The sequence below is a fragment of the Chryseobacterium piperi genome (assembly GCF_002285635.2).
GTDB lineage: Bacteria > Bacteroidota > Bacteroidia > Flavobacteriales > Weeksellaceae > Chryseobacterium > Chryseobacterium piperi.
On record NZ_CP023049.2, the window covers coordinates 39818 to 53264 of the forward strand.

10 protein-coding genes, 1 tRNA gene and 1 pseudogene are annotated in these 13447 nt (G+C 35.3%); 8 read left to right on the plus strand and 4 right to left on the minus strand.

Annotated elements, in window-relative coordinates; genetic code table 11:
- Positions 1-383: 383 nt before the first annotated feature.
- From CJF12_RS00205 to CJF12_RS20465, 4 genes and pseudogenes are all read left to right on the plus strand, one after another.
- Positions 384-872 carry a J domain-containing protein gene (locus tag CJF12_RS00205; RefSeq protein ID WP_034682506.1) on the plus strand — a complete coding sequence of 163 codons (489 nt, stop codon included), beginning with the start codon at positions 384-386 and terminating at the stop codon, positions 870-872.
- A gap of 237 nt (positions 873-1109) precedes the next feature.
- Positions 1110-1337: a hypothetical protein gene (locus CJF12_RS00210; protein WP_034682505.1), complete on the plus strand. Its 228-nt coding sequence runs from the start codon at positions 1110-1112 to the stop codon at positions 1335-1337.
- An 86-nt stretch (positions 1338-1423) separates the two neighbouring features.
- Positions 1424-1942 carry a recombinase family protein gene (locus CJF12_RS00215; protein ID WP_034682504.1) on the plus strand — a complete coding sequence of 173 codons (519 nt, stop codon included), beginning with the start codon at positions 1424-1426 and terminating at the stop codon, positions 1940-1942.
- A gap of 26 nt (positions 1943-1968) precedes the next feature.
- Positions 1969-2151, plus strand: a pseudogene (locus tag CJF12_RS20465) (recombinase family protein); the annotation flags it as partial.
- A 799-nt stretch (positions 2152-2950) separates the two neighbouring features.
- Here CJF12_RS20465 and CJF12_RS00225 read toward each other — a convergent pair.
- The 3 genes from CJF12_RS00225 to CJF12_RS00235 all read right to left on the minus strand — a co-directional run bounded on the left by CJF12_RS00225 (position 2951) and on the right by CJF12_RS00235 (position 6235).
- A tRNA-Phe gene (locus CJF12_RS00225) sits at positions 2951-3023 on the minus strand.
- Between the two features lie 109 nt (positions 3024-3132).
- On the minus strand, positions 3133-4974 hold the full coding sequence (locus CJF12_RS00230; RefSeq protein ID WP_034682503.1) for a lysophospholipid acyltransferase family protein: 1842 nt from the start codon (positions 4972-4974) through the stop codon (positions 3133-3135).
- Between the two features lie 22 nt (positions 4975-4996).
- Positions 4997-6235 (minus strand): aspartate kinase, encoded by a 1239-nt coding sequence (locus tag CJF12_RS00235; RefSeq protein ID WP_034682502.1) that lies wholly within the window; start codon positions 6233-6235, stop codon positions 4997-4999.
- A 395-nt stretch (positions 6236-6630) separates the two neighbouring features.
- On the opposite strand from CJF12_RS00235, the gene fbp reads away from it, so the two are divergent.
- Complete coding sequence (gene fbp / locus CJF12_RS00240) at positions 6631-7647, plus strand: class 1 fructose-bisphosphatase (protein WP_034682501.1); 1017 nt, start codon at positions 6631-6633, stop codon at positions 7645-7647.
- A complete protein-coding gene (locus tag CJF12_RS00245; RefSeq protein ID WP_034682500.1) occupies positions 7648-8652 on the plus strand; it encodes an o-succinylbenzoate synthase in 1005 nt (334 codons plus the stop codon).
- A gap of 240 nt (positions 8653-8892) precedes the next feature.
- Here the strand turns inward: CJF12_RS00245 and CJF12_RS00250 are convergent, their stop codons facing one another.
- On the minus strand, positions 8893-10023 hold the full coding sequence (locus tag CJF12_RS00250; RefSeq protein ID WP_034682499.1) for an alpha/beta hydrolase: 1131 nt from the start codon (positions 10021-10023) through the stop codon (positions 8893-8895).
- Positions 10024-10176: 153 nt separating this feature from the next.
- On the opposite strand from CJF12_RS00250, the gene CJF12_RS00255 reads away from it, so the two are divergent.
- Together CJF12_RS00255 and CJF12_RS00260 are read left to right on the plus strand one after the other, a co-directional pair.
- Positions 10177-11850 (plus strand): glutamine--tRNA ligase/YqeY domain fusion protein, encoded by a 1674-nt coding sequence (locus CJF12_RS00255; protein ID WP_034682498.1) that lies wholly within the window; start codon positions 10177-10179, stop codon positions 11848-11850.
- Positions 11851-12253: 403 nt separating this feature from the next.
- Positions 12254-13432, plus strand: coding sequence for an MFS transporter (locus tag CJF12_RS00260; protein WP_051887207.1), 1179 nt, complete (start codon positions 12254-12256; stop codon positions 13430-13432).
- The last annotated feature ends 15 nt before the right edge of the window (positions 13433-13447 follow it).

Here is a 13447-nt window from a genome sequence, read left to right on the forward strand (position 1 = left end):
ATGGCATTTATCTATTTACTACTAATTCAACTCATTTCTTCCCATTTTTTTTAAGTAAGAGCCAGTATACTGATATTATTTGTCAGGAGCAAAGGTATTTCCGTGTTTTTAACGTGACAGCAAGGTCATGTCCCTGCGGGATTTGATAAAAAATCTCCACCTCGCTGAAAGCGGGTCGTATTTTTCACCAAAACCTTGCTGCCACTAAACACTACCTTTTTATGCTCCCGAAAACGAATCAAGTATACTCCGGCTCTTTAGACGAATAAAAAAAAGGTCAGTAATGAGCGGTACAATTACCAATTGACTAAAAAGAAAACGAATAAGTACCTCCTCTCATTACCGAATAAATCAAAAAAATTAATCACTTAAAAACATTTGTTATGAAATTCTTTAATCATTGCAATACTTTAGAAGAGATAAAAACCTTATATAGAAAACTGGCTTTTGAAAATCATCCCGATAAGGGTGGGGATATAGCTACGATGCAAGCCATTAACGCAGAATATGCTTACGCTACTGCCTTACTGCTCAAAGGTGCGAATCTTTCCCAGGAAGATACCGAAAAAGAAATGCGCTTTAGCGAAGAATACCGCCGAGTAATTGAACAGATTATACACCTGCCAGGCATCAAGATTGAATTGGTTGGTCTGTGGATTTGGGTCTCCGGTTCAACTAAATTGGTAAAGGATGAGCTAAAACGTGCGGGCTTGTTTTTCGCATCCAAAAAAGAAGCATGGTATTACCGAAGTGCTGAATTAAAAGCGCTTCGGGGTGGTAGGAAGTCTCTTGATGAGATCCGCCACAAATACGGTAGTGAAGAAATCAATGCATCTAATACAAAAGTATCCAATCGTTTTATTAACAAATAACCAAGTTTTTAAACCGTGCGCATCCGGTTAAAGATGTGCACGGTTTATCAATGAAATGTTTAAAGGCTAAAAATAAGCGCTAAAAATGTTTTTTATAAAGGAAAAAAGAATACTTCATTAGGACATCTAAGGCCAAATGGTGTGGTTATATGCCAATAGATGAGTTGGCATGTGAACTTCTGATATTTTAGTAGCTCAGTGGCTGTTTTCGGTTATTGGGCATAATATCAATAAGGGATGAACAAAGATTTTCTACATAATGTACCTCGTAAGACCGGAGCAGAAGAAACGGGATTAAAACCTGTACCTGTTTCCCAGGTCAAGGTTAAGAAAATCAAGCCTGAATATATCATAGAAAAATATCGAAAATCAGGCATTGAACTTACAGCGGAAGAGGCAGAACAAATACTAGAACTTCTCTATACCCTAACCACCCTAACGCTTAAAGATTTTTTTTCAAGGTAGTAAAAGCACCTTGTAAGAAAATTGTATCTTTATTATACTTATAAGTTGTCTAACTTACTAACACTTAATCCTCTAAATAACAGATTATGATAGTCGCAGATTTATACATCCGTGTATCCACTGATGAGCAGGCTGATAAAGGATATTCCCAAAGAGATCAGGAAGAACGATTACGCAGATATTGTGAGCATCACGATATGAAAATAGGACTGGTTATTTTTGAAGATCATTCAGCCAAGAGCTTTAACCGGCCTGAATGGACTAATTACCTTACGTATATTAAAAAGAAAAGTAATAAAGGTAATCTGTTACTATTTACCAAATGGGACAGATTTAGCAGGAATACCGCAGATGCTTACCAGATGATCGGGATATTGAAAAAACATGGAATAACACCGCAGGCCATAGAACAGCCATTAGATATGTCTATTCCTGAAAACAAAATGATGCTTGCTATTTATCTTTCTACTCCTGAAGTTGAAAATGATCGCAGGGCTTTGAATATTTTCTATGGCATGCGTCGTGCAGCCAAAGAAGGGCGTTTATTAGGAGCTGCTCCTTATGGTATGATTAATCGCTGTACGAAGATGGTAGAAAGTATGTAGGTATCAAAGAGCCGGAAGCATCCAATATGCGATGGGCTTTTGATGAGATTGCAAAAGGAACCTGGGCACCAGAGCAGATAAGACGGGAAATGAATAAACGGGAAGGAAAAGACATCAGCAGAAGTGCCTTCCATGCTGCTATCCGAAATCATGCTTATTGTGGTAAGGTGTATATTAAGAAATTCAAAGAAGAAGAAGGTTATTATATAACAGGACTTCATGAAGCGATTATCGATGAATCTTTATTTAATATGGTTCAACATGTTTTATATGGAAACAAAAGAAATGAAAGACCCAATGCAAAAATTACCTGTGATGAACATTTTCCACTCAGAGGTTTTCTGATTTGTCCCCGATGTGGCAGAATGCTAACAGGTAGCGGTTCAAGAGGTAGTCACAATGTCTTCTATTATTATCATTGCAAGTCAAGTTGTGGTTTTCGTAAGAGTGCGCCGATGGCTAACGAACTTTTTGAAAAAGAATTAAAGCAGTTGGAATTTAATCCAGTTACCAAAGAAATACTTAAGGAACTACTTTTAGGCAGCTATAAAAATTTTATTGGCAATATAGATGCTAAAAAGAAGTTGATCATGGAAGAGATGGATAAAGCTAATAAACGCACATCCATTGCCTTGGATAAACTGTTAAATGATAAAATAGATGATGAGGATTACAGGAACATCAAATCTGAGTGTAAAGAAAAAATTAACGAACTAGAATATCAATTAGAATGTATTTTGGAAGAAAGGAAAGGGATCAACATTCAATTACAGCTTGATAAAGCCTTAGATGCCATAACAAACATCTCAATGCTCTATCACCAAGGAGATACAGAGGTGAAACGTAAAATTATTCGTTCGATATATCCCCAAAAACTTGAATTTGATGGAACGACATATCGAACGACAAAAAGGAATATTGTAGCTGATTATATTTTTTTGATTAACAGACAATTAAGAAGAAAAAAAGAAAGGAGCCATAAAGAAAATCCTTATAACTCCTGTCAAGTGGTTTCTCCAGGAATCGAACCAGGGACACATGGATTTTCAATCCATTGCTCTACCAACTGAGCTAAGAAACCATTATATTTTTGTTTGTCTTACTTCGTTGTTTTAAAGTGATGCAAAAGTAGTAAGTTTTGGTATATGAAGCAAGTATTAATGCAACTTTTTTCCAATTTAAATAAAAACTTACTGATTCTCAGTCGGATTATTTTCCTGCTCTTTTCTTATCTGTTCGCTCATTTCCTCTAATACAGGTTTAATCGTACTTTCTGGAAGATCACTGATTCGGATATACATCAATCCGTCAATAGCATCATTGAAGTTAGGGTCTACATTAAATGCAATCACTTTAGCATTTTGCTTAATGTACTTTTTGATTAAAACAGGAAGTCTTAGTTCCGGTTCAAGATCATCAATAATTTTATCCAGTTTATTGAGATCAGACTCCATTTCTTCAAAAAAGATATTCTTATCTCTGTCTCTGAGCTTTACTTTATATTCATTTCGGGGAGTAATATATTGAGCAACAGCAGAATCATAATAATTTGAACGCATAAATTCAATCATTAATGATTTTGAGAACTCAGAAAACTTATTGGAAATACTTACTCCTCCCATCAGGAATTTATGATCAGGATTTCTCAAACATACATGAACAATTCCACGCCACAAAAGAAAAAGTGGAAGAGGCTTTTGCTGATACTCCTGGCAAATATAGGCACGTCCCATTTCTATTACTTTCTTGAAGAAAGGATGGATATCCTGTTCAAACTCAAAAAGAGAACTGGTATAGAATCCTTTGATTCCGAATTTCTTCATCACCTCTTTACCTAGAGCCATTCTGTAGGCGCCTACTAATTTTTCGGCTGTACTGTCCCAAAGGAAAAGATGATGATAATGCTTGTCATATTCATCCAGATCAAACGGAAGATTGCTTCCTTCTCCTACTGCACGGAAAGTAAGTTCCCTTTGGCGGCCTATCTCCCTCATTACGGAAGGAATTTCTTCGTAGGTTGTGAAATAAATTTCATAATTGCCATTGCTGAAAAGCATTTTATCAGTGCCTTTCAGTTTATTGATGTCATTGAGAATACCTTCTTTAGGAGTTTCATCAATAATGTTCTGAACAATATTTTCTTCCTTCAGTAAAGGAAACTTGATAGATAGGTTTTGAAGATTAATTGCCTGGGCAAGAGATTTTCTTTTTTCATAATAAGATTTCATCATGTAAACCTTACGTTTAAGAAACTCACCCAGTTCTTCAATATTTTCCATTTCATCCATTGCTTTTACTGCAATGGGTTTTCCAATTCTTACACGGATAGGCTTCTCTCTGTCGTTCATCATTTCAGATGGCAGCATCAGAGTTTGTAAATTCGGATGAATTTTTGCGACCTGATAGAATAATGTACTGTTCTTAGCATGAAAGTACATGGGAACAACCGGTACTTTAGCCATTTTTATCAGTTTCAAAGCCGGCTTTTCCCAATCTCTGTCCAGAATCTCACTATAAGGATTATTCTTATTAGAAACTTCTCCAGCAGGAAAAATTCCCACACAGCCTCCATTTTCAAGATGCTTTAAGGTCTCACGCATTCCGGAAGAACTGCTGTAAGCTCCTTTTCTGTTTTCAAAAGGATTTACAGAAATTACAAAAGGTTCCATGGGCTTGATTTTTTCTAAAAGAAAATTTCCCATTACTTTAAAATCCGGACGTACTTCCAACAATATTTTGCACATTAAGATCCCATCAATTGCTCCAAGGGGATGATTCGAAACCAAAATAAATGGTCCCGTTTTGGGGATCTTAGCCAAATCTTCCTCAAAAGCGATATAGCTTAAGTTTCTCTCTCTTACGAATGAGTCGAAAAAGTCTTTACCTTCCTTGTCTTTTAGTTTGTCATATAGTCTGTTAACTTCATTGATTTTAGCAACGCTCATAATAGCAGATGCTACAGGATTTTTAAGGAATCCTATTTTACTTAAGCCGGAAGCTTGGATTAAATCGTTTTTCGAGATTAGGCTCATATGTGTTTAGTCGCAATTATATTTATTGTGTTACCATCTGAAGCGTATTCTTGGATATTTGTTCCAATAATACACTTTTTTCCTGGTAAAATTTATCAATGTTATCCATTTTCGCATTTCTTACTGTGAATAAGGATACATTTTTAATTACTTCAGTTCTAAAAACTTTCTGTAATTCTTCATTAAGCTCATCAATAGCATTGAATTTGTCTTCCAGACATAAAGCTAATGAAATTGCAGAATTCTGCATCAAAGAAACCTTAATTTTGTGTCTTGATAAATGACTGAAAATCTGGCTCATGTGATCTTCTGCGATAAATGAGAAATCTCTTGTAGATATTTTTAGAAGATTTTGATTCTCTTTTAAAATATAAGACTCTTCATGTTGATTGTCTTTTGAAGCTCCTACTTTTGTTCCTGCTTTTGTAGGATCAACAAAAGATTTTACATAAAAAGGGATACTCTTCTGTTGTAAGGGCTGTAAAGTTTTCGGGTGAATGACACTGGCTCCGTAATAAGCCATCTCAATAGCCTCTTCATAAGAAATATTGGAAAGAAGATTCACATCCTTGAACTTTCTGGGATCACCAGTCATTACTCCAGGAACGTCTTTCCAGATAGTCATTGCTTCTGCATTCAGACAATAAGCAAAGATAGCAGCGGAATAATCTGAACCTTCTCTTCCTAAGGTCACCGTAAAATTGTTATCATCCGAACCAATGAAACCTTGTGTTACATAGCAAATCTCAGGATTCAGAGTAGAAATAAATTCTTCTGTTTTTTTCCAGTCTACGATACCATCTCTATAAGAATTATCTGTTTTTATATAATCTCTGGCATCCAGCCACTGATTGGTAAATTGTATTTCGTTCAGATATTCGCTTAGAATCTTGGTAGAAATCATTTCACCACAACTTACTACCTGATCGTAGACAAAGTTGTAGTTTGGAGATTTATTTCTTCTTAAGAAAGAATCAATATCATCAAAAAATATATTGATTTCTGCGAAAACCGGATGATTTTCCTGGAAAAGCCCCTTAGCTATTTCAATGTGTTTCTGTTTTATTATTTTAATTTCAGTTTGATAGTTTTCCTTCTTGAAATAAAGTTCTACAACCTTTTCCAATTCATTAGTCGTTTTACCCATTGCTGAAATTACCAGCAAGCATTTGGTAAAACCCTGGCTTTTTAAAACCATTGATACGTTTTTTACACTTTCGGCATCCTTTACGGAAGCTCCACCAAACTTGAAAATTTTCATTAAAATATTAAAAATAAAATTGTTAGATAAAAAATAGTTGAGTTTTTTACGGACGTCAAAATTATAAATTTACAATGAGATATGAAATAGCATGACAGCATCATAGGGTAAAGATTTTTATCATAAATACGATGCTTTTGTTCGTTTTATTGAAGACTAGGCCCAATTATGCAATTATCTTTCTATGTATTAAAGGAGTATCATTAAAAATTAAGGGAAATACTAAAGTTTCATTAATTGGTGAAAAAGGGGAACAAAATTTATGGGCTGCCTAACATAATTAGTGATAAATTAGGTGTATTGTGTTGATAAGCAGGGTGTAAGGTGATTTTAAAGAATTTTTTTTAGATTGCAATAAATTTTACGAAATTTGGAGAAATCGTAAAAAGTAAAATATGTCAGATCAATCATTGCAGACTTTAGGAGAATTTATTATTGATAAACAGGATGATTTTCAATACTCTACAGGGGAGCTTTCCCGTCTTCTAAGCGCTATAAGGCTGGCTTCAAAGGTAGTAAACAGAGAAGTAAATAAAGCGGGAATTGCAGACATTATTGGAAAAGCCGGTAATGAAAATGTACAGGGAGAAGAGCAGCAGAAGCTCGATGTTCTTGCTAACGAAATATTTATCACAGCATTATCCCAGAGAGAGGTAGTTTGTGGAATTGCGTCAGAGGAGAATGATGATTTTATAGATATCAAATGTGTAGGGAATGGACACCTTAGCAAATATGTCGTTCTGATCGACCCTCTTGATGGTTCTTCTAACATCGATGTTAATGTTTCGGTAGGAACCATTTTCTCTATTTACAGAAGAGTAACGGAACCAGGAACACCGGTTCAGCTGGAAGACTTCTTACAGAAAGGAGTGAATCAGATTGCTGCGGGATATGTGATTTATGGTTCTTCAACCATGATTGTATATACGACAGGAAATGGAGTGAACGGATTTACGCTTGATCCGTCTTTAGGAACCTATTACCTTTCTCATCCTAATCTTAAATTTCCTGCTAATGGAAAAATTTATTCCATTAATGAAGGGAATTATATTAAGTTTCCTCAGGGAGTTAAGAATTATCTTAAATACTGTCAGATGGAAGAAGGCGACCGTCCTTATACCTCCCGGTATATTGGTTCGCTGGTAGCTGATTTTCATAGAAATATGCTGAAAGGTGGAATTTATATTTATCCGTCTTATTCTCAATCTCCGAATGGAAAACTAAGATTGCTGTATGAATGTAACCCTATGGCATTTTTAGCAGAGCAGGCTGGAGGAAAGGCTACGGATGGGTTTAGAAGAATCCTTGAAGTAGAGCCTACTGAGCTTCACCAGAGAATTCCATTTTTCTGTGGAAGCGTTGATATGGTAGAGAAAGCAGAAGAATTTATGCGAATAGACAGTGTAAAATAAATGACAGCAAAATATTTTAAATATTTATTAGAATTCAAACGCCCGAGTGGAACATCTCGTGGCGTTTTGCTTGAAAAGGAGACCTTTGTTCTCGAAGTTATTGATGGGAATAAAAAAGGAATAGGAGAGTGCGCGGTTTTCAGAGGACTGAGTTTTGATGACAGACCTGATTATGAAGAAAAATTACTATGGCTTTGTGAAAATATTCAGAAAGACTCTGCGGCCTTGAAAAGTGAATTAAAAGAGTTTCCGTCCATTTGGATTGGATATGAGCAGGCTATGCTGAACTTAAAATATGGAAAGCATCTTTATTTTCCAGGTGAATTTACAGAAGGTCAGATTCCAATTATTATCAATGGCTTGATCTGGATGGGAAATGTTGATTATATGGAAGAGCAGATCCGTGAAAAACTTGAAAAGGGATTTCATTGTATTAAATTGAAAATTGGGGTAGACTGGAAATCTGAGCATAAAGTTCTTCAGGAATTAAGAGAAAAGTTTTCTAAAGATCAATTGGAATTGCGTGTTGACGCCAATGGTGGATTTACGAAAGAAGAAGCGATAAATGTTCTTCAACAGCTTTCCGATTTGGATATTCATTCCATTGAACAACCGATTAAAGCAGGAAATTGGTCTGATATGGCTGCATTATGTGCGAAAACTCCAACTCCGATTGCACTGGATGAAGAGTTGATTGGAATTATAGATTATAAAGAAAAAGAACAGCTTTTAGAAGCTATTAACCCACAATATATTATCCTTAAGCCTTCATTGGTAGGTGGTTTCTCGGGATCGGATGAATGGATCAGACTTGCTGATGAACAGAAAATAGGATGGTGGATCACTTCGGCGTTAGAAAGCAACATTGGTTTAAACGCTATCGCGCAATATACATTTACCAAACATAGTAAATTGCCTCAAGGCCTTGGCACAGGAGGCTTATTTACTAATAATTTTGACAACCATTTGGAACTAATTGGGGAACGCTTGCTTTTTAAAGCATGATGCTCGGCAGTGATATGTGTTAGGTACCCTGCCGATAATGTGTCTAACTAAATCTCATCATTTATGAAAATTGTTCTTTTGATGTTTTCTATCAGAATAGAAAACTTTTCTTTAAACTTTTTCATTACCGGAAATTTTAATTAATTCTCTATTATTAGAAATAAGCAATCTTCATGCCATTTTGTGTTTTTGTTAAAATTTAACACATTAAATTATTTTTATCATTAGTTTAATTAAGTATTAAGAAATAATTGTGAAAATATTATCGTTATTTTTTATCCGGTTGGTAATGAGATTTCTGTCAATTCCGGTTAAATTCTGGAAAATATCGTTTTGAACCTGGGAGCTTGAAAGATATCCCCAATGATTTCCAATCTCAAATTTCAGACTGTTTTTCAGGTCATTTTCAATAAAGGTACAGTCAATAATTGAAACAATATCGGTAAACTTTTGGATGTCGCTGGGCCCGTTTTTCCCCAGTCTTGGGGTCAGTATGTTTTTCGTGAATTGAGAAATTCCCAAAACAGCATCCTTCCGGTTTAAATAAATAGAAACCCTGTTAGCAAGCAAAGGCAACTTATTGAAAGAATCTTCAGAATCTTCGAAAACTTTATAAGTAACATCTGCGTTGAGTAGGAGAACCTGGTCGATAACCCGGACAATATTATCTCTTTTAAGGCTATAGAGCATACTTTGGAGTACTCTGTTTCCAAGAGAATGAGCCATGATGTGAATCCTTTGATTACACGGAGCTAAATCGCGGTTTGAGAAAATATCTTTTAGAAACTGAGTATAAAAATAAAATAGTCTCATTAAGGAAGTACCTGAATTGATACTTGATGCTTTATCATCAAAATAAGTCAGTGGAACAAGACTGCTTGAGGCTGGCCAGCTTACAAATAGAATATGCTCAACAGGAGATTCCTGATTATCGATAAATAGCTTTTTAAGATCGATAATAGCTTTTAGCTCATCATCGAAATCATAGGCATATCCATGGATGAAGATCAATACATCACTTCTTGATTTGGTAGATGACATGTTCTTATACAGTTCATAAAACATTCGTTGTGTGCCTCCGAGATTATCCGCAGTGAGTTTCGATTTCTTGATTTTTTTCTCACTCAATAATACTTCAAATACTTCTTCATACCCTTGTTTTTCAGGTTCGGAAAAAAGCTGGTAATTTAAAATATTTCTGTTGGTATAATCTTTTTTCTTTTTAGCCTGTGCAGATGGTTCTACATAATTATCAAAGTCACATTTTGCAATTCGGAAATTAGGTATAGAATACTCATCATTGGAAAATGAGTCTACGGTTTCATTTTTATGACGGACAATTTTCCGGTTACTTAAAATATAAACGGCCATATGTAATAATTTTGTGATGGTTTTTGGTTTTTTAAAGTTCGGGAAAAATATTGAATTATAAGTTATTGTAGTTTTAAATCAAGGCTTTCATAAACCCTAAATTTTCGCTAAATTTGCATGAAGTTCAAGAACTTTTTTAAATAAGCTAACTTAATGGAAGAAGAAAAAAAATCTCTCAATTTTATTGAGCAAATTATAGAAGATGATTTGGCAAACGGTTTGAAAAGAGATCAGATCCGTTTCCGTTTTCCCCCTGAACCGAACGGTTACCTACATGTAGGGCATACAAAAGCCATCTGCATCAACTTTGGGCTGGGTGAAAGATACAACGCTCCTGTAAACCTTCGTTTTGACGATACAAATCCTGAAAAAGAAGAGCAGGAATTTGTAGACTCCATCAAAAAAGATGTAGAATGGCTAGGTTTTAAATGGGATAAAGAATTGTATGCATCTGACTACTTCCAGCAGCTTTATGATTGGGCTGTTCAGTTAATTAAAGAAGGAAAAGCTTATGTAGATGAACAACCTTCGGAAGTTATTACAGAACAAAGAAAAAATCCTACAGAACCGGGTGTGGAATCTCCATTCAGAAATCGTCCTGTTGAAGAATCTCTTGATTTATTTGAAAGAATGAAAAATGGAGAATTTGAAGAAGGAACGATGTCTCTTCGTGCAAAAATCGATATGGTATCACCGAATATGAATATGCGTGACCCTGTGATGTATAGAATTTTGAAGAGACCTCACCACAGAACAGGTACAGAATGGAAGATTTATCCGATGTATGACTGGGCTCACGGAGAATCGGATTATTTGGAACAGGTATCTCACTCATTATGTTCTTTAGAATTTGAAAACCACAGACCATTATATAACTGGTATCTGGATCAGGTGTATGAAGAACCTAAAGTAGCACCTAAGCAAAGAGAGTTTGCAAGGATGAATGTTACTTATATGATCACTTCTAAAAGAAAGCTGCAAAGATTGGTCGCTGAAAAAGTAGTGACAGGATGGGATGATCCGAGAATGCCTACTATTTCCGGAATGAGAAGAAAGGGGTATACGCCGACAGCTATCAGAAACTTTATTGATAAAGTAGGTGTGGCGAAAAGAGAAAACCTTATTGAAATTCAGCTATTGGATTTCTGTGTTCGTGAAGATCTGAATAAAGTGGCTAAGCGAGTGATGGCAGTAGTAGATCCGGTGAAATTGGTTATTGAAAACTATCCTGAAGACAAAGAAGAATGGTTGGAAACGGAAAATAATCCTGAACAGGAAAATGCCGGGACAAGAGAAGTTCCTTTTTCAAGAGAACTATATATAGAACGTGAAGATTTTAAAGAAGAGGCGAACAACAAATTCTTTAGATTGAAACTGGGTGGAGAAGTACGTTTGAAATCTGCTTATATCATCAAAGCTGAAAGGGTAGAAAAAGATGAAAATGGAGAAATTACTACCATTTATGCAACTTATGATGAAAAGAGCAAATCAGGAAGCGGAACAGAAGAAAGCTTAAGAAAAGTAAAAGGAACATTACACTGGGTATCTGCAAAGCATGCTACTCCAATAGAAGTGAGAGTATATGAACAATTGTTCACCGTAGAGCAGCCAGATGCTGAGAAAGATGTAGATTTCTTAAACTTTGTGAATCCGGAATCTGTATCCACTATTCAAGGGTTTGCTGAGCCAAGCTTGAAAGATGTGGCAATAGGTGAGCCGCTTCAGTTCCAAAGAATCGGATACTTTACCAAAGATCAGGATTCTACTGAATCTAATCTGGTATTCAACCGTACAGTAACATTAAAAGATTCTTACAAGCCAGAGTAAGAATATTATAAATAATAGTAACAAAGGCAGGGTCTAGTAGATCCTGCTTTTGTTTTTTCATTATGGATTTTAATTTTAGTGAATAGAGTGGATTCAGGTTAAATGTATTATTGCAAAGGTCTAAAAAAACATATCTCCGATAGTATAATGTAATGCGTTTTTCTGATTTACTTTAATTATAATTTATGAATTTTATAAAGCATACGTAAAATATAGCGTTAAAATAATACTGGGGTTTAATTGTTTATTTTGTTTCATTTATCTATAAAAAGTGAGTAATTTAAACCTATTCTCTGGCTTAATTTAATTAATTTTGGGTCTTCTAATTTTTCCCAAAATCAAACCCGTGAGACTAATTCATGTTTATACAAGTTCTTTTAAAGGACTTTCCCAGGAAAGCTGGATGCTGGCAGTAGTTATGCTTATTAACAGAGCAGGATCCATGGTGCTTCCGTTTTTAGGTGTATATATGACGGCTCACCTCCACTTCACTATTGAAAACTCTGGATTAGTCCTTAGTTTTTTCGGAATTGGTTCTGTAATAGGATCATGGCTTGGAGGAATGATTACGGATAAGATTGGAGAGTATAAGGTGCAGAGCTTCAGTTTATTGTTAAGTGTTCCTTTATTTTGTATGATTCCTCTTTTTACAACGGAAGTAGGATTGGCCGGGATTATTTTAGCGCAAAGTATTGTCAGCGAGACTTTTCGTCCCGCCAACTCAGTAGCGATTACCAAATATGCAAAACCTGAAAATATTACGCGTGCATTTTCTTTAAATAGAATGGCGGTGAATCTGGGGTTTTCTATAGGACCTGCTTTAGGGGGAATTCTATCAGCTATTTCCTATGAGTTTTTATTCTACAGTAATGCGCTCGGTGCTTTATTGGCTGGACTGATCTATATCTGGTTTTTTAGAAAGCGGGATAAGCTGGCAACAAAAAAAGCCAGACGAGTAAAAGAGGCTATTGTAATAACCAAAGAAAGTTCGCCTTACAGGGATGGTAAATTTTTGGTTTACTGTTTCTTCTGTATGCTCTTTGCGATATGTTTTTTCCAGCTTTTTAGTACATTGACTATTTTTTATAAAGATACAGCGCGTCTCAGCCAACAAAATATAGGATATATTTTAGGATATAGTGGCTTTCTGATCGTTTTGTTGGAAATGTCATTTGTACAGATCGCTGAAAAATATTTCAGACTGGCTGTTACAATGCTTTTGGGAACTTTGTTATGTGGTTTTTCTTACGCGATGTTGGCTTTTGATTATCATATCATAACATTGGTTGTATCCATGACTTTACTGTGTATAGGTGAAATCTGGACGCTGCCTTTTATGTCTACCATTACTGCTTTACGTTCAGGAGCCAATAATAAAGGAGCTTATATGGGGTTAAACGGGATTTCCTTTTCCATAGCTTTTATTGTTACGCCTTATGTAGGAACTTTAATTGCTGAAAGATTTGGATTTACTACTTTATGGATTGGAACGGGAGTTCTGGCTTCGATTATTGCCGTTGCTTTTTATTTTATTATTCCCTGGATGCTGGCTGAAAAAGTTTCGAAAGAGGAAATAGTTTAAAAATCATTGATTAGT

Bases quoted from the DNA above. Each gene is read 5' to 3' on its own strand.
- CJF12_RS00205 (WP_034682506.1), top strand. From the start codon at position 384: ATGAAATTCTTTAATCATTGCAATACTTTAGAAGAGATAAAAACCTTA.
- CJF12_RS00210 (WP_034682505.1), top strand. From the start codon at position 1,110: ATGAACAAAGATTTTCTACATAATGTACCTCGTAAGACCGGAGCAGAA.
- CJF12_RS00215 (WP_034682504.1), top strand. From the start codon at position 1,424: ATGATAGTCGCAGATTTATACATCCGTGTATCCACTGATGAGCAGGCT.
- CJF12_RS00230 (WP_034682503.1), bottom strand. From the start codon at position 4,974: ATGAGCCTAATCTCGAAAAACGATTTAATCCAAGCTTCCGGCTTAAGT.
- CJF12_RS00235 (WP_034682502.1), bottom strand. From the start codon at position 6,235: ATGAAAATTTTCAAGTTTGGTGGAGCTTCCGTAAAGGATGCCGAAAGT.
- fbp (WP_034682501.1), top strand. From the start codon at position 6,631: ATGTCAGATCAATCATTGCAGACTTTAGGAGAATTTATTATTGATAAA.
- CJF12_RS00245 (WP_034682500.1), top strand. From the start codon at position 7,648: ATGACAGCAAAATATTTTAAATATTTATTAGAATTCAAACGCCCGAGT.
- CJF12_RS00250 (WP_034682499.1), bottom strand. From the start codon at position 10,023: ATGGCCGTTTATATTTTAAGTAACCGGAAAATTGTCCGTCATAAAAAT.
- CJF12_RS00255 (WP_034682498.1), top strand. From the start codon at position 10,177: ATGGAAGAAGAAAAAAAATCTCTCAATTTTATTGAGCAAATTATAGAA.
- CJF12_RS00260 (WP_051887207.1), top strand. From the start codon at position 12,254: ATGCTGGCAGTAGTTATGCTTATTAACAGAGCAGGATCCATGGTGCTT.